A 15194-nucleotide genomic window follows, 5' to 3' on the forward strand; every position below is an offset into this window, starting at 1 on the left:
GAGTCATGGATATGGGTGTCGTCGAGCTCTCTCGGCTGCAGTTCGCCTTGACGGCGATGTACCACTTTCTCTTCGTGCCGCTCACGCTCGGCCTGTCGTTCCTGCTGGTCATCATGGAGAGCATCTATGTCATGACCGGTCGGCCGATCTGGCGGACCATCACGCGATTCTGGGCGACCATCTTCGGCATCAATTTCGTGCTCGGCGTCGCCACCGGCCTGACCATGGAGTTCGAGTTCGGGACCAACTGGTCCTACTACTCCCACTATGTCGGGGACATCTTCGGCGCGCCCCTGGCGATCGAGGGCCTGATGGCCTTCTTCCTGGAGGCCACCTTCGTCGGCCTGATGTTCTTCGGCTGGGAGAGGCTTTCGAAACAAGGCCACCTGTTCGTCACCTTCATGGTCGCCCTGGGCTCCAACCTTTCGGCCCTGTGGATCCTGATCGCCAACGGCTGGATGCAGAACCCGGTCGGCGCGGCCTTCAACCCCGACACCATGCGCATGGAGGTGACCAGCTTCCGCGAGGTGCTGTTCAACCCCGTGGCCCAGGCCAAGTTCGTCCATACGGTCAGCGCCGGCTACGTCACCGCCGCGGTCTTCGTGCTCGGCGTCTCGGCCATCATGCTGCTGCAGGGCAAGTGGCCGCGGGTGGCCAAGCGCTCCTTCGCGGTGGCCGCCTCCTTCGGCCTGGCCGCCTCCCTGTCCGTCGTCGTCCTGGGCGACGAGAGCGGCTACGCCCTGACCGACAACCAGAAAATGAAGCTCGCCGCCCTTGAGGCCATGTGGGAGACCGAGCCGGCGCCGGCGGGGCTGACGGCCTTCGGCATTCCGGACATGGCGACCCGCACCACCAAGGCCGAGATCAAGATCCCCTATGTCCTGGGCCTGATCTCCACCCGCAGCCTGGACCGGCCCGTGGCCGGCATCCTGCCCCTGGTGGCCGTCGCCGAGACCCGGGTCGAGAGCGGCATCAAGGCCTATGACGCCCTGGAGCGGCTGAAGGCCAATCCCGCCGACCCGGCCGCCCGCGCCGACTTCGAGCTCAATCGCCGCGACCTGGGCTATGGCCTGCTGCTGAAACGCTATGTCGCCGATCCGCGCACCGCCGACCGGGCCACCATCCAGAAGGCGGCCTGGGACACGGTGCCCAACGTGCCGGTGATGTTCTGGGTGTTCCGCATCATGGCCGGCATCGGCTTCCTGCAGATCGCGGTGTTCGCCGCGGCCTTCGTGCTGGTGACGATGCGCAGGCTGGAAACCCGGTGGATGCTGTGGACCGCCGTGGCGATCATGCCCCTGCCCTGGATCGGGGTGGAGGCCGGGTGGCTGCTGGCCGAACTGGGCCGCCAGCCCTGGGCCGTGGAGGGCGTGCTGCCGACCTTCCTGGGGGTCTCAAGCCTGACCGTGGCCCAGCTCTGGACCACCATCGTCGGCTTCACCCTGCTCTACGGAACCCTGGCCGTCGTCGAGGTCGGGCTGATCGTGCGGACCATCCGGCGCGGGCCCTACGCGCACCATGACCAGCCGGAGCATGGCGAGGCGCCTCCCATCCGTCTGGCCCCGGCCGAATAAGGATCCCTGACGATGAACATCCCCCTCGACTATGAGACGCTGCGGGTCATCTGGTGGGGCCTGATGGGCGTGCTGCTGATCGGCTTCGCCCTGACCGACGGCTTCGACCTCGGCGTCGCCGCCCTGCTGCCCTTCGTGGCCCGCAACGACGGCGAACGGCGGATGGTGATCAACACCATTGGCGCCACCTGGGAAGGCAACCAGGTGTGGTTCATCCTGGGGGGCGGGGCGATCTTCGCCGCCTGGCCCTTCGTCTATGCGGTGAGCTTCTCGGGCTTCTACCTGGCGATGTTCGCGGTGCTGGCGGCCCTGATCCTGCGGCCGGTCGGCTTCAAGTATCGCTCCAAGCGGCCCTCGAAGACCTGGCGCGCCACCTGGGACTGGGCGCTGTTCATCGGCGGCTTCGTGCCGACCCTGGTGTTCGGCGTGGCGGTGGGCAATGTCCTGCAGGGCGTGCCCTTCCGCCTCGATGGCGACCTCCGCGCCACCTATGAGGGGACCTTCTTCGGGCTCTTCACCCCCTTCACCCTGGTCTGCGGCCTGTTGTCGGTGGCCATGCTGGTGACCCATGGCGCGGCCTGGCTGACCATCAAGGCCGAGCATGGCCCGGTGCGCGACCGGGCGCGGACCTTCGGCCAGGTCGCCGCCCTGGCGGCGTTCGTCCTGTTCGCCGTGGGCTACGCCTTCGTGGCGTTCGGTGGCCTGGGCTTCCGGCTGGACGGCGTCGTCGATCCGGCGGGCCCCTCCAATCCACTGCGCGCCGGGGCGCTCGCCCAGCCGGGCGGCTGGCTCACCAACTTCGCGACCTATCCCTGGATGTGGACGGCTCCGGCGCTCGGCTTCCTGGGCGCGATCCTGGCCCTGGTGGGCATCCGCGCCGGCCGCGAGACGCCGGCCTTCGCGGGATCCTCGCTCTCGGCCCTGGGCATCATCTCCACCGTCGGGCTGTCGATGTTCCCCTTCATCCTGCCCAGCAGCATCGATCCCAGGTCCAGCCTGACGGTGTGGAACGCGTCGTCCAGCCACATGACCCTGTTCATCATGCTGGTGGTCACCGTGGTCTTCCTGCCCATCGTGCTGGCCTATACCGCCTGGGCCTACAAGGTGATGTTCGGCCGCGCCTCGGTCGGCGACCTCACCACCAATCCCGACCTCTACTGAGACAAGGAGCCTCGACCATGTGGTACTTCACCTGGGTGCTCGGACTGGGCCTGGCCGTCGCCTTCGGGATTCTCAACGGCATCTGGCACGAGTTCCATCTCGTCGATTCCGGCGACGACGGCCGCGACGATGAGTGAGGGCGAACCGGCGGCGAGGATCGTCGTCGTCTCCGACACCGGCCCCAGGCCCTTTGGCGCGGAGATCGCCATCGGCCCCCACCGCCTGCTGGCCGATGAGCCGGAGTCCGCCGGCGGCGGAAACGCCGGGCCCGATCCCTTCGAGCTGGTGATGGCGGGGCTGGGCGCCTGCACCACCATGACCCTTCGCCTCTATGCCGGCCGCAAGGGCTGGCCCCTGGAGTGGGTCGAGGTGCGGGTCACCCACGCCGCCCGCGCCACCGCCGGCGCGCCGAAGGACATCTTCGACCGCGAGATCCGCCTGGAGGGGGAACTCTCGGCGGAGGAACGCGCGCGGCTGCTGGAGATCGCCGACCGCTGTCCCGTCAGCCGGACCCTGGCCGGCGGCGCGATGATCCGGTCGCGCCTGGCCGACCAGGCGCCCGCGGGCGAGGCGACCGCCTAGGACCGCTCAGTAGGCGACCTTCAGGGTCACCGAGAGGGTGCGGGGCCGCAGCGGGGTGAGCTGGCGCGAAGTCCTCAGGGTGAAGGGGTTTCCGTAGGCGAAGGTGTCGCCCCGGGAGTCGGTGGGATTGTCGACCGCCAGGGTCAGCCGCCAGGGGTCGGCCACCAGGCTGGCGCTGAGCCGGCCCGTGGCGTAGTCGCCCATCTTCGGCGAGGTGGCCGCGTCGAAGGTCAGCCGCGAAACCCCGACATAGCTGTAGCGTCCGTCGAGCTCGAAACTGCGCCCGCCTTGCAGGGGCCAGGCATAGTGGGCCGAGACCCCGGCGGAGACCTCCGGGGCGCCGGCCAGGCCCAGGTCGGCGCGGGCCGGGAAGGCCGGATTGGCGTGGTCGAGCTCGGGGCTGTTGAGCAGGATCTCCCCGCGCAGGACCAGCGGGCCGTCATGATAGGCGGCCTCCACCTCGATCCCCCGGTTGCGGCCGTCGCCGATATTGGCGGTGAAGGGGAGGGCCGAGGGCAGCAGCTGGTCGCTCTGGATGTTGCTCCAGAAGGCCTCGAAGACCGCCGCCCGCACCGTCAGGCGATCCTGCAGCAGGCTGAACCGGCCGCCGGCCTCGAAGCTCCAGAGTTCGTCGCCCTGATAGGCTCGGTAGGGCTGGGACCCGCTTGAGACGTTGAAGACCTGCCCCGGCGCGCCGGTGGTGTTGATCCCCCCCACCCGGTAGCCTTCCGCCGCCTGGACATAGATCAGCATCGTCGGAGAGCGCGCGTAGGAGATCACCACCTTCGGCGCGAAGCCGGTGCGCTTGAACCGGCCGGTGAAGGCCGTGGCGGTTCCGGCCAGGGGCGCGGCGATCGCGCTCGTCACCCGGCTGTCGGAGGTGAACAGCCGCCCGCCCAGGGTGAGGCGGATCGACGGACTCAAGGGCACGTCGGCCTGTCCGAAGACGGCGGCCTCGTCGAGACGGTCGCGGCGAGCCTCCTCGAAGCCGGTCAGGGCCGCGCCGCCGACGCTGGAGAGGCTCAGGCCGATGTCCTGGCGGGTGCGGGCCAGGAAGGCGCCGGCCAGCCAGGGATTGGCCGCCTCGGCGCGCGAGGCCACGGTGGCCTCGGCCACCAGGCTGGTGATGTCGTTCTCGTCGTCGAAGGCGGTGGGGCCGGGGGGCATGGGGAGCGGCGGCGCTGCGGTGGCGTCGTAGCGGCTCGACACCTGATGGCGGACCACGGCGGTGGAGGCGTGAACCTCGCCCCATTCGAAGCGGCCGCCGAGGTTCAGATGGATCTCGGCGAAGTCGTTGTCATGCGGCTCGCGCACCTGGTTGCGCCGGGTGTAGGCGGCCTCGCTCGCCAGGGCGTACTGGGTGTCGTCGGAATTGATGGTCTGGGTCACCACCCCGCCGGTCACGGTCCAGCGGTCGCCGAAATCAAGCCGGCCCGTCAGCCGCAGGCCGGCGCGCACCGAGCGGTTGACGTTGCTGAGCCCCAGGCCGGCGTCCTCGATATAGCCGCCCTGGACCTCGCGATAGGCGGTCAGCCGCGCCGCGCCAAGGCCCCCGGCCAGGGGCAGGTTGAGCATCCCCTCCAGCACGCCCGACGGATCGCCGCCCCGGGTCGCGCCGGCGCTGGCCGAGGCCCAGGCCGCGCGCCGGCCGGGATCGGGCGCGGCGGTCACCAGGTGCAGGACCCCGCCGAGGGACCCCGCGCCATAGAGGGCGCCCTGGGGACCCCGCAGCACCTCCACCTGGGCCATGTCGGTCAGCCTCAGGTCGGGGTCGGGGGCGTTGTAGGTGAGCCGGACGTCGTCGAGATACAGCCCCACCATGGACTGGGTGCGGCCGGTCAGGGGGCCGTCGGACAGGCCGCGCAGCAGGATCTTGTCGCGTCCGGGCCCGAGGTTGGTCACCGTCATGGCGGGCGTCGTCAGGGCCAGGTCCGTGGCGTCGCGGACGCCCAGGGCGTCCAGGGTCTGTTCGTCCAGGGCGCTGACCGGATAGGCCAGGCGGTCGGCGCGGGTGGGGCGCCGGGTCGCCACCACGATCAGCTCAGAGAGATCGGCGTCTTCCGGGGCCGCGGCCGGGGCGGGCGCCGGCCGGGGCGGGGCCGGGGGCGGCAGGCGGACGATCTCCACGGCGCCGGCGTCGATCAGCCGGTAGCCGCAGCCGGTTCCGGCCAGCAGGCGGGTCAGGCCCGCCTCGAGCGTGTAGCGCCCGGTCAGCGCGCGGGGGGCCTGGCGACAGTCGGCGGCCCGGCGGGTGCTGATGGAGACCCGCGCCTGGATCGCCATGTCCACCAGGGCGGCCGAGAGGGGCTTGGGCGGGATCTGGAAGTCGATGACCCGTGGTGCGGCGACAGCGGCGCCCGAGACCGCGAGACCGGCTGTCAGGCTCAGGACCAACGCCATCGGGCGCCACGGAACAGACGGCAAGTCGAACGCCCTCGAAACGGAGCCGGGACGTCAGCGTAGAGTGATTTCCCCGCCGGTGCGATGCACCGACAGCGACATGTAGCGCGAAAGCCGATCCACCAGCAGCCCCTGGTCGCCGAGGTCGAGCACCCCGGAGAACCGCCGCCGGCCGGCCGCCTCCGACACCCGGATCGGGGTCGGGTAGCGCCGGTTGAGCGCCGCGACGATCTCCGACAGCGGCTGATCCTCGCAGACCAGGCGTCCCTCCGTCCAGGCGAAGGCGGCGTCCGGGGCCACGGTGCTCAGTTGCGAAGCGCGGGTCCCCTCGACGTGGCGCAGGGCCTGGCCGACGGTCAGCCGCGCCACGGGGGCGGGGCCCAGGGCGGGTTGGCGAACCACCACCACACCGCGGCGGACGCTGACCACCACGGTCTTGCCGTCGTGGCGGATGTTGAACTCGGTGCCCACGACCCGAACCTGCTGATCGCCCACTGAGATCAGGAAGGGGCGGGACGGGTCCTTGGCGACGTCGAAGGTCGCCTCGGCCTGGGCCATCTCGACCCGCCGGGCGCGCCAGCCCAGGCGCACGGTCAGCCTGGAGCCGCCGTTCAGACGGATGTGGCTGCCGTCGGCCAGGGCGATCTCGCGGGTCTGGCCGACGCCGGTTTCATAGGTGGTCGCCGGACCCTGATAGGCGCGCCAGGCCAGCGGCGAGACCACCAGGACGGCGGCGGCCGCGGCCAGGGCGGCGATGACCCCCCCGCGGCGCGGCGCGGCCGGCCGGGGCCGGAAGGCGAGCACCTCGCCGGTGGACGGCGCCAGGCGCGGGGCGATCTGGGCGGCCTGGTCGGAAACCTCGGCGGCCAGGGCCTCGACGGCCTCGAAGGCGGCCTGATGCTGTTCGGAGGCCTCCAGCCAGTCGGTCAGGGCCGACCAGTCCTCGCCGGTGGCGGCGTCGGACTGCACACGCACGAGCCAGGCCAGCGCCTCGTCGCGCAGGGCGTCCGTCGCGCTCTGGTCGTCGCGCGGACTCATTTCGGCATCGGGTTTGTGGTGCGGGTCATCATGGGTCTCGCCCCAAAGACGCCACAAACCCCCAGGCGCCTCCAATTAATCTTCGTCCTCATCGTCCCACCTTGGCCAGGATGCGCTTGAGGCTGGCCATGATGTGTTTCTCCACGCTGGAGCGGGAGATCTTCATGGCCGCGGCGGTCTCCGCGTGGCTGAGCCCCTCCAGCTTGTGCAGGCGGAAGGCCTCCCGCACCTGGGGCGGCAATTCATTGACGGTCTCGATGATCTGGTCGAGGCGCTGGCGGGCGGCGAGCGCCTCGTCGGCGGGCGGGGTCTCGGAGATATCCTCGCCGCCGGCCGCGCTGGTGTGGACATCGCGCCAGGCCGCGTCGCGATGGCCGGCGCGCCGGGCCTGCTTGATCTTGTCCAGCATCAGGTTGGAGCCCAACCGGTAGAGATAGGCGGCGGGATTGCCGATGTCCTCCGGCGGGCGGCCGGAGATCTTCAGGTAGATGTCCTGCACCAGGTCCTCGGCGGCTTCCTCCGAGCGCAGCCGGACGCGGAAATAGCGCACCAGCTCGGCGCGCCGCTCCAGGTAGACGGCCAGCAGGGGATCGCGATCGGCCAAGGCGGGCTGACATCCTTCGGCCCGAGGGGGCCGGGGCGCGCGCCAGGGAATCCAGCGTGCGGCGGCGATGTTCCCCATGCCGCCGCGCCGCGCAATCCAAAACCTTTGAGGCGGTCGGGAAGGCGCGTCGTCGTTACCGGTTGAAGGGCCTTGGGGCGCTCACACGGACCGGAGACGAGCCGCGATGGAAGTGATGATGGTCGATGACGGGGCCCTGCAGGGCCGCCTGCAATTCGACGCCGAGCGGGTGAGGCGCTTCACCTCGGTGGAGCCGCGGGTGATCTCGATCCACCACCTGCTGGCCCCCGAGCGGCTGCGGGTCGAGGCCTTCCTGGAGGCGGCCTATGACCGCGCCTTCCAGGGCAGGATCCGCAACCACTATCCGACCCTGATGAGCGTGCAGGACCGGCAGGGGACCATCCTCGCCGCCGTCGGCTTCCGGTTCGCCAGCCTTGGTCCCCTGTTCCTCGAGCAGTATCTGGACGAGCCGGTGGAGGCCGCGCTGACCACCAGGCTGGCGGTCGCCGCCGACCGCGCCGCCGTCGCCGAGATCGGCAACCTGGCCTCGGAAAGTCCCGGCGCCTCGCTCTTTCTCTTCCTGGCCTTGGCCCGCCACCTGGACCAGCGCGGCTGCACCCACGCGGTGGCCACCGCCACGCGGCAGCTGCGCCGCAGCTTCGCCCGCGTCGGCTTCGCCACCCAGCCCCTGACCCGCGCCGAGCCCGCCCGGCTGGGCGGCGGCGCCGCCGACTGGGGCGTCTATTACAGCCGCGATCCCGAGGTCCTGGCCGGCGCCATCGCCCCGGCCCTGCCGGCGCTCGCCCAGATGCTGACGGCCGATCCCATCGCCGAGGCCGACATCATCCCCCGCCTGCACCCGGCCTGGCGGGGAGACGCGTGATGAGCCGGGTCCTGGGGGCCATCGCGGCCCATGCCGAAGCCAAGCCCGAGGCCGTGGCGCTGAGCGGCCTCGATCAGGCCTTCACCTATGCCGAGCTCGCCCTGGCCGTCGATGAGGCCGCCGCGCAGCTCGCGGGGCTGGCCCACCTCAAGGCGCCCGACGCGCCGGTGGCCGTGGTGCTGGAGAACGGCCCGGCCTGGGTGATCCTCGACCTGGCCCTGGTCCGGCTGGGCTGGCCCAGCCTGCCGATCCCCGGCTTCTTCACCCCGGCCCAGCGCGACCACGCCGTCGCCGACTCCGGCGCAGGCCTGCTGATCTCCGCCGAGGACGCCGGCGCCCAACTCCGGATCGCCGGGATCGACCTGACGGCGACGCCCCTGGCCGGCGGCGCCCCGCGCCTGCCTGCCGGGACCGCCAAGATCACCTACACCTCCGGCTCCACCGGCCAGCCCAAGGGAGTCTGCCTGTCGCGGGCCCAGATGGAGGCGGTGGCGGCTTCCCTGGTGCAGATGATCGGCGCCGACTATGCGGGGTTGCACCTGCCCCTGCTGCCGCTCTCCATCCTGCTGGAGAACGTGGCGGGCCTCTACGCCACCCTGATCGGCGGCGGCCGCTACCACGTCCTGCCGCCCGCCGCGCTCGGCCTGGACAATCCTTTCCGCCCGGACCTGGCCCGCCTCACCGCGGCGATCGCGGGGGAGGGGGCCACCAGCCTGATCCTGGTGCCCGAACTGCTGCGCGCCCTGCTGATGGTGATGAGCTTCACCGGCGCGCGGTTCCCCAACCTCAACCTGGTCGCGGTCGGCGGCGCCAAGGTCGCGCCGCAACTGCTGGCCCAGGCCCAGGCCCTCGGCCTGCCGGTCTATGAGGGCTACGGGCTCAGCGAGTGCGCCTCGGTGGTGACCCTCAACACGCCCTCCGCCCACCAGACGGGGGCGGCGGGACGGCCCCTGCCGCACCTGACCGTCGAGATCGACGCCGAGGGCGAGATCATCGTCAGCCCGCGGCCCTTCCTCGGCTATGCCGGCGGCCCGCCCGCCCTGGGTCCGGTGCGCACCGGCGACCTGGGCCGGATCGACGCCGACGGCTTCCTGCACATCGACGGGCGCCGGGCCAACACCATCATCAACGCCTATGGCCGCAACATCGCGCCGGAATGGGTGGAGAGCGAACTCCTGGCCCAGGCCGAGATCCGCCAGGCCATCGTGTTCGGCGAGGGCCAGGCGCAGCTGGGCGCCCTGCTGGTGCCGCTGGCCCCCGACATGGCGGCCGCCGACCTCGAGGCCGCCGTCCAGCGCGCCAACCGCAACCTGCCCGCCTACGCCCAGATCGGCCGCTGGCAGGTCCGCGCCCCCTTCGATCCCGCCGCCGGGGAGCTGACCGGCAACGGCCGGCCCCGCCGCGCGGTGCTGCTCGCCCACCCCTTTGTCGAAGCCCAACCGTAGGAACGCCAACGTGACCTTCTTCGAGAGACTGATCACCGAAACCCTGGAGGGCCAGGCGACCCTGGCCGCCGTGCCGCAGATCCAGGACGGCCTGGCCGGCAAGATCTCGCGCGAGACCTACATCGCCTATCTCACCGAGGCCTATCACCACGTCTGTCACACCGTGCCCCTGATGCAGTCGGCCAAGGCGGGGCTCGACGACGCCCATGCCGACTTCCGCGACGCCCTGGACGAGTACATCGCCGAGGAGACCGGCCACGAGGCCTGGATCCTCAACGACATCCGCCACTGCGGCGGCGACGCCGAGGCCGTGCGCCGAGGGCCGCCGCGCCCGGCCACCCAGGCCATGGTGGACTACGCCTACGACTACATCGCCCGGGTCAATCCGATGGGCTTCTTCGGCATGGTCCTGGTGCTGGAGGGGACCAGCGTCCAGCTCGCCACCCAGGGCGCCTCGGCCGTCGCCAAGAGCCTGAATCTGGGGCCGGAGTGCTTCAGCTATCTCACCTCCCATGGCGCCCTGGACCAGGAGCACCTGGTCTTCTTCCAGAGGCTGATGGACCGGGTGGACGACCCCGCCGACCAGGCCGCGATCATCGAGGTGGCCAAGGGGATTTTCGATCGCTTCGCCGCGGTGTTCCGCGCCATTCCCCACGACCGGGAGCTGGCCCATGCCGTTTAGGGACAAGGAGATCCTGCTCACCGGCGGGGCGGGCGGACTGGGGGCGCTGATCAGCGCCCAGCTCACCGCGCAGGGCGCGCGGGTCACGGTGCTGGACCGGGTCGCCCCCACCCAGGCGGTGGGCTACCTGAAGGCCGACCTCTCGACGCCCGAGGGCCTGGAGGCCGCCGCCGCAGCGGTGTCAGGCAAGGCCTGGGACATCGTCGTCAACCTGGCGGGCATCCAGCACTTCGGCCCCCTGGAGCGGCAGTCCCCCAGCCACCTGCTGGCCAGCTACATGGTCAATCTGGTGGCCCCGGTGCGCCTGACCCAGGCCGTGCTGCCGGCCATGAAGGCCCGCGGGCAGGGGCAGATCGTCAATGTCGGCTCGGTGTTCGGGTCCATCAATTTCGCCCACTTCGTCACCTATTCCAGCGCCAAGGCCGGACTGCGGGGCTTCAGCCAGGCCCTGAGGCGGGAGCTGGCGGGGACCGGGGTGGCGGTGACCTATGTGGCGCCGCGCGCGGTGCGCACCGCGCTCAACTCCGCCGAGGTCATGGCCTTCGCCAAGCTCACCCACATGAACATGGACGAGCCCAAGCTGATCGCCGCCCGCATCGTCGACGCCATCGGGGCGCGGCGCCGCGATGTCTATTTCGGCTTCCCCGAGAGCCTGTTCGTCCGCCTCAACGCCATTTTCCCCGGCCTGGTGGACCGCGCCCTGTCGGCCAACGACCGCAAGGCCGCCACCCTGTTCGCCCGCTGATCCCCGGAGACCCCATGAAACTCGCCCCCTATCTCCTCGCCCTGTCCCTGACCGCCAGCGCGGCGGCGGCGGCCGAGCCCGCCGGCTTCGAGGGACGCGTCGACGGCCTGGCCCACAGCTGGGCTCACGTGAACTACGAGGTCCGCGACAGCGCCGCCCGGGCCGCGGAGGCCGATCGCCTGGCCGGCCAGGCCGAAGCGCTGGCCCGGCAGTATCCCAACCGCGCCGAGCCCCTGGTCTGGGAGGCCATCGCCCAGGCCACGGAGGCCGGCGCCAAGGGCGGGCTTGGCGGCCTGGCCCTGGCCAAGAGCGCGCGGGATCTGCTGCAGAAGGCCGAGAGGATCAATCCCGCCGCCCTCGGCGACGGCTCGGTCTACACGACCCTGGGCTCCCTCTACGCTCAGGTGCCGGGCTTCCCCATCGGGTTCGGCGATCCCGCCAAGGCCCGGACCTACCTGGCCAAGGCCCTGGCGGCCAATCCGACCGGCATCGATCCCAACTACTTCCAGGGGGACTTCCTGCTGCGCCAGGGCGACGCCGCGGGCGCGGTCAAGGCACTGGACCGCGCGCTCGCCGCCCCGCCGCGCCCGGGCCGGGAGCTCGCCGACCGCGGCCGCCGCGCCGAGGCCTCGGCCCTCCTGGCCAAGGCGCGCCAGAAGCTCAAGTCCTGACGCCTCACCCGTCGTCTCTTCCCAACCTGAAGGATCACATCATGAGCATTTCCAGCATCGGGCCCGTGACCCCGCCCAAGACGCCTGAAGCCGCCGAGCCGAGCGGGCCGGAGATCCGCAACGACCACGACGCCGACGACGCGCAGAAGCCCGCCCCGAAGGCGACCCCGCCCAAGGGCCAGGGGACCATCCTCGACACCAACGCCTGACGCCTGGAGGGGCGAGACGACGCCCGCGCCGTCTCGCCCCGGCGCGGGGGTGATCATGGTCGGCGAGCGGGTTGACCGCCATCAAGGCGTGTCAGGCGCGCGCGGCCTAAGGCTTGCCATCGATCTTGATGGAGCCTGCCCATGGACTTTGGCCTTTCCGAACGTGAGACCATGTGGCGCGACCGCGTGCGGACCTTCATGGCCGACCACGTCTATCCCGCCATCCCGGTCTATCAGAAGCAGACCGACCGCGAGGGCGCCGCCCGCTGGAGCGTCATCCCCATCGTCGAGGAGCTGAAGGCGCGGGCCTTCTCCGAGGGGCTGTGGAACCTGTTCCTGAATCCTTCGGAGGAGGATGAGGAGGACTACAAGGGGCCGGGCCTCAGCAACCTCGAATACGCGCTGTGCGCCGAGGAGATGGGCCGGGTCGGCTTCGCCTCGGAGGTGTTCAACTGCTCGGCGCCGGACACCGGCAACATGGAGGTGCTTCGCCAGTACGGCTCGGCCCGGCAGAAGGCTGAGTGGCTGCGACCCCTGATGGACGGCGAGATCCGCTCGGCCTTCCTGATGACCGAGCCCGACGTGGCCTCCTCGGACGCCACCAACATCCAGACCTCGATCCGCCGCGACGGCGACAGTTATGTCATCAACGGCCGCAAGTGGTGGTCCTCGGGCATCGGCGATCCGCGCTGCAAGATCGCCATCCTGATGGGCAAGACCGACCCCGAAGGCGCCCGCCACTCCCAGCAGTCCCAGATCCTGATCCCCACCGACGCGCCGGGCTTCGAGGTGGTGCGCATGCTGCCGGTCTTCGGCTATGACGACGCCCCCCACGGCCACGCCGAGGTGATGCTGCGCGACGTCCGCGTGCCTGTCGAGAACCTGATCCTGGGGGAGGGACGCGGCTTCGAGATCGCCCAGGGCCGCCTGGGCCCCGGCCGCATCCACCACTGCATGCGCGCGCTGGGCGCCACCGAGGTCGCCCTGGAGAAGATGGTCGACCGCCTGCTGTCGCGCGTGGCCTTCGGCAAGCGCCTGGCCGACCAGTCGGTCTGGGAGGAGCGCATCGGAGAGGCGCGGCTGGAGATCGAGATGACCCGGCTGCTGTGCCTGAAGGCCGCCGACATGATGGACAAGGTGGGCAACAAGGCCGCCCAGCTCGAGATCGCCATGATCAAGGTGGCCGCGCCGCGCACCGCCCTGAAGGTGCTGGACGACGCCATGCAGGCCCACGGCGGGGCGGGGCTGTCGGAGGACTTCGGCCTGGCCCGGGCCTATGCCGGCATGCGCGCCCTGCGGATCGCCGACGGGCCCGACGAGGTGCACAAGCGGGCCATCGCCAAATTGGAGATGGGCCGCCACGGCGCCCGCCTGCGGGCCTGGCGTGAGGGCGCGCCCCTGGACGCCGGGCAAGTCCCGACCCCGGCCTAGACCCACAATCCTGGAACCCGACACCCCATGAAGACCGGCATCGACGAACGGCTGCCCTTCCATCCGCTGAACATCGCGGTCCTGACCATCTCCGACACCCGGACGGAGGTCACCGACACCTCGGGCGGCCTGCTGGTGGACCGGCTGACGAGCGCGGGTCACGTCCTGGCGGGCCGCGCCATCGTGACCGACGAGGTCGAGGCCATCGCGGCCCAGGTCCGCGCCTGGGCGGCGGCGGCCGAGGTGGACGTCATCCTGACCACCGGCGGCACCGGCTTCTCGCCGCGCGACGTGACGCCGGAGGCGGTTCAACCCCTGCTGGACCGGACCATGGACGGCTTCTCGGTGGTCTTCCACCAGGCCAGCCGCGGCACGGTGGGGGTCTCGACCCTGCAGTCGCGCGCCCTGGCCGGCCAGATCGGCGAGACCTTCATCTTCTGCGTCCCCGGCTCCACCGGCGCCTGCAAGGACGCCTGGGACCTGGTGCTGGCCGAGGAATTCGACAGCCGCTTCCGCCCCTGTTCCCTGGTGGGCCAGATCCCCCGCTATCGGGGCGTCTGCAATTGATCGCCTTCGACGACGCCACGGCCCTGGTCTCCGGGCTGGCCCGGCCCCTGGCCCGTGAGCGCGTCGGGCTCGACCAGGCCGACGGCCGGGTCCTCGCCGCTCCCGTCCTGGCGCAGCGGTCGTCCCCGGCCGTCGCCGTCTCGGCCATGGACGGATACGCCGTGCGCGAGGCCGATCTGTCCCACGGCCCAATCCGCCTGCCGGTGATGGGCGCGGCCTATGCGGGCCGGGGCTTCGAGCATCCTCTCGCGCCCGGCGCCTGCGTGCGCATCTTCACCGGGGCGCCGGCGCCGGCCGGAACCGACCGGGTGGTGATGCAGGAATCGGTGCGCGACGAGGGCGAGGTGGCCTTCTTCCCCCAGGCGCCCTGCGGCGGGCGGCACGTCCGCGCCGCCGGCTGCGATTTCCGGGCGGGTGACGAATTGCTGGCCGCGGGCCTGCGGCTCACCCCGCAACGGCTGATCGCTGCGGCCGCCGCCGATCTGTCCGAACTGGAGGTGGTGGCCCGGCCCAGGGTGATGATCCTCAGCACCGGCGACGAATTGCATGAGCCCGGGCATGGACCGGGCGACGGGGCGTCGATCCCCGAGAGCGTCTCCTTCGGCCTGGCCGCCCTGGTGCGCGCCTGGGGCGGGGAGGTGATCGGCCGCCGGCGGCTGGGGGACGACCTGCCGGCCCTGCAGGCGGCCGCGGGCGCGGCCCTCGAAGCCGCCGACCTGGTGGTGGTGACCGGCGGCGCCTCGGTCGGTCAGCGCGACTACGCCAAGGCGATGTTCGCGCCGTTCGGCCTCGACTGCGTGTTCGCCAAGGTGGCCATCAAGCCCGGGAAGCCTGTCTGGCTGGGGCGGGCCGAGGGCAAGCTGGTGGTCGGCCTGCCGGGCAATCCCACCGCGGCCCTGGTGACGGCGCGCCTGCTGCTGGCGCCGCTGATCGCCGGTCTGGGCGGCCAGGATCCCGACCGCGCCCTGGCCTGGCGCCGGGCGCCCTTGGCCGAGACACTGGAGGCGTGCGGCGATCGGGAAACCTTCCTGCGGGCGCGGAGCGTCGCGGCCGGAGTGGCGCCGCTGTCGGATCAAGACTCCTCGTCACAGAAGGCCCTGGCCCTGGCCGACCTGCTCATTCGCCGACGGCCCGGCGACTCCGCCGCGGCGACGGGGGACCAGGTCGAGGTTCTCGATTTCTGA

At 71.4% G+C, this 15194-nt stretch carries 16 protein-coding genes; 13 read left to right on the forward strand and 3 right to left on the reverse strand.

Annotated elements, in window-relative coordinates; all coding sequences use genetic code 11:
• Positions 1-5 precede the first annotated feature (5 nt).
• From ACO06I_RS00525 to ACO06I_RS00540, 4 genes are read left to right on the forward strand one after another with little or no spacing between them, the layout of a single operon-like run.
• Positions 6-1574, forward strand: coding sequence for a cytochrome ubiquinol oxidase subunit I (locus ACO06I_RS00525; RefSeq protein ID WP_421930679.1), 1569 nt, complete (start codon positions 6-8; stop codon positions 1572-1574).
• A gap of 12 nt (positions 1575-1586) precedes the next feature.
• Positions 1587-2735: a cytochrome d ubiquinol oxidase subunit II gene (gene cydB / locus ACO06I_RS00530; RefSeq protein ID WP_421930680.1), complete on the forward strand. Its 1149-nt coding sequence runs from the start codon at positions 1587-1589 to the stop codon at positions 2733-2735.
• A 17-nt stretch (positions 2736-2752) separates the two neighbouring features.
• Positions 2753-2872 (forward strand): cytochrome bd-I oxidase subunit CydX, encoded by a 120-nt coding sequence (cydX, locus tag ACO06I_RS00535; protein ID WP_421930681.1) that lies wholly within the window; start codon positions 2753-2755, stop codon positions 2870-2872.
• Positions 2865-3317, forward strand: coding sequence for an OsmC family protein (locus tag ACO06I_RS00540; protein ID WP_421930682.1), 453 nt, complete (start codon positions 2865-2867; stop codon positions 3315-3317). The genes cydX and ACO06I_RS00540 overlap by 8 nt, the downstream gene beginning before the upstream one ends.
• Before the next feature lie 6 nt (positions 3318-3323).
• Here the strand turns inward: ACO06I_RS00540 and ACO06I_RS00545 are convergent, their stop codons facing one another.
• The 3 genes from ACO06I_RS00545 to ACO06I_RS00555 all read right to left on the reverse strand — a co-directional run bounded on the left by ACO06I_RS00545 (position 3324) and on the right by ACO06I_RS00555 (position 7359).
• Complete coding sequence (locus ACO06I_RS00545) at positions 3324-5717, reverse strand: TonB-dependent receptor domain-containing protein (protein ID WP_421930683.1); 2394 nt, start codon at positions 5715-5717, stop codon at positions 3324-3326.
• A 54-nt stretch (positions 5718-5771) separates the two neighbouring features.
• Entirely contained in the window at positions 5772-6755 is a 984-nt protein-coding gene (locus tag ACO06I_RS00550; RefSeq protein ID WP_421930684.1) for a FecR family protein, read from the reverse strand.
• Positions 6756-6843: 88 nt separating this feature from the next.
• A complete protein-coding gene (locus ACO06I_RS00555) occupies positions 6844-7359 on the reverse strand; it encodes an RNA polymerase sigma factor (RefSeq protein WP_421930685.1) in 516 nt (171 codons plus the stop codon).
• 184 nt (positions 7360-7543) lie between these two features.
• Between ACO06I_RS00555 and ACO06I_RS00560 the strand changes: the two genes are divergently transcribed.
• From ACO06I_RS00560 to ACO06I_RS00600, 9 genes are all read left to right on the forward strand, one after another.
• Positions 7544-8260: a thermostable hemolysin gene (locus tag ACO06I_RS00560; RefSeq protein WP_421930686.1), complete on the forward strand. Its 717-nt coding sequence runs from the start codon at positions 7544-7546 to the stop codon at positions 8258-8260.
• Positions 8260-9705 carry an AMP-binding protein gene (locus ACO06I_RS00565; protein WP_421930687.1) on the forward strand — a complete coding sequence of 482 codons (1446 nt, stop codon included), beginning with the start codon at positions 8260-8262 and terminating at the stop codon, positions 9703-9705. Before ACO06I_RS00560 ends, ACO06I_RS00565 begins: the two co-directional genes overlap by 1 nt.
• 10 nt (positions 9706-9715) lie before the next feature.
• The gene (locus ACO06I_RS00570; RefSeq protein WP_421930688.1) at positions 9716-10387 is read left to right on the forward strand and encodes a TenA family transcriptional regulator; all 672 of its coding nucleotides are present in this window, start codon (positions 9716-9718) and stop codon (positions 10385-10387) included.
• Complete coding sequence (locus tag ACO06I_RS00575; RefSeq protein WP_421930689.1) at positions 10377-11132, forward strand: SDR family oxidoreductase; 756 nt, start codon at positions 10377-10379, stop codon at positions 11130-11132. Before ACO06I_RS00570 ends, ACO06I_RS00575 begins: the two co-directional genes overlap by 11 nt.
• A 14-nt stretch (positions 11133-11146) precedes the next feature.
• Entirely contained in the window at positions 11147-11803 is a 657-nt protein-coding gene (locus tag ACO06I_RS00580) for a tetratricopeptide repeat protein (RefSeq protein WP_421930690.1), read from the forward strand.
• Between the two features lie 41 nt (positions 11804-11844).
• Positions 11845-12012: a hypothetical protein gene (locus ACO06I_RS00585; RefSeq protein ID WP_421930691.1), complete on the forward strand. Its 168-nt coding sequence runs from the start codon at positions 11845-11847 to the stop codon at positions 12010-12012.
• Positions 12013-12153: 141 nt separating this feature from the next.
• Positions 12154-13443 carry an acyl-CoA dehydrogenase family protein gene (locus ACO06I_RS00590; RefSeq protein WP_421930692.1) on the forward strand — a complete coding sequence of 430 codons (1290 nt, stop codon included), beginning with the start codon at positions 12154-12156 and terminating at the stop codon, positions 13441-13443.
• 27 nt (positions 13444-13470) lie between these two features.
• Positions 13471-14010, forward strand: coding sequence for a molybdenum cofactor biosynthesis protein B (gene moaB, locus ACO06I_RS00595; RefSeq protein ID WP_421930693.1), 540 nt, complete (start codon positions 13471-13473; stop codon positions 14008-14010).
• Positions 14007-15194 carry a molybdopterin molybdotransferase MoeA gene (locus ACO06I_RS00600; RefSeq protein WP_421930694.1) on the forward strand — a complete coding sequence of 396 codons (1188 nt, stop codon included), beginning with the start codon at positions 14007-14009 and terminating at the stop codon, positions 15192-15194. Before moaB ends, ACO06I_RS00600 begins: the two co-directional genes overlap by 4 nt.

The organism is Phenylobacterium sp. (genome assembly GCF_965229015.1).
Classification (GTDB): Bacteria; Pseudomonadota; Alphaproteobacteria; order Caulobacterales; family Caulobacteraceae; genus Phenylobacterium.

Bases quoted from the DNA above. Each gene is read 5' to 3' on its own strand.
- ACO06I_RS00525 (WP_421930679.1), top strand. From the start codon at position 6: ATGGATATGGGTGTCGTCGAGCTCTCTCGGCTGCAGTTCGCCTTGACG.
- cydB (WP_421930680.1), top strand. From the start codon at position 1,587: ATGAACATCCCCCTCGACTATGAGACGCTGCGGGTCATCTGGTGGGGC.
- cydX (WP_421930681.1), top strand. From the start codon at position 2,753: ATGTGGTACTTCACCTGGGTGCTCGGACTGGGCCTGGCCGTCGCCTTC.
- ACO06I_RS00540 (WP_421930682.1), top strand. From the start codon at position 2,865: ATGAGTGAGGGCGAACCGGCGGCGAGGATCGTCGTCGTCTCCGACACC.
- ACO06I_RS00545 (WP_421930683.1), bottom strand. From the start codon at position 5,717: ATGGCGTTGGTCCTGAGCCTGACAGCCGGTCTCGCGGTCTCGGGCGCC.
- ACO06I_RS00550 (WP_421930684.1), bottom strand. From the start codon at position 6,755: ATGAGTCCGCGCGACGACCAGAGCGCGACGGACGCCCTGCGCGACGAG.
- ACO06I_RS00560 (WP_421930686.1), top strand. From the start codon at position 7,544: ATGGAAGTGATGATGGTCGATGACGGGGCCCTGCAGGGCCGCCTGCAA.
- ACO06I_RS00565 (WP_421930687.1), top strand. From the start codon at position 8,260: ATGAGCCGGGTCCTGGGGGCCATCGCGGCCCATGCCGAAGCCAAGCCC.
- ACO06I_RS00575 (WP_421930689.1), top strand. From the start codon at position 10,377: ATGCCGTTTAGGGACAAGGAGATCCTGCTCACCGGCGGGGCGGGCGGA.
- ACO06I_RS00580 (WP_421930690.1), top strand. From the start codon at position 11,147: ATGAAACTCGCCCCCTATCTCCTCGCCCTGTCCCTGACCGCCAGCGCG.
- ACO06I_RS00585 (WP_421930691.1), top strand. From the start codon at position 11,845: ATGAGCATTTCCAGCATCGGGCCCGTGACCCCGCCCAAGACGCCTGAA.
- ACO06I_RS00590 (WP_421930692.1), top strand. From the start codon at position 12,154: ATGGACTTTGGCCTTTCCGAACGTGAGACCATGTGGCGCGACCGCGTG.
- moaB (WP_421930693.1), top strand. From the start codon at position 13,471: ATGAAGACCGGCATCGACGAACGGCTGCCCTTCCATCCGCTGAACATC.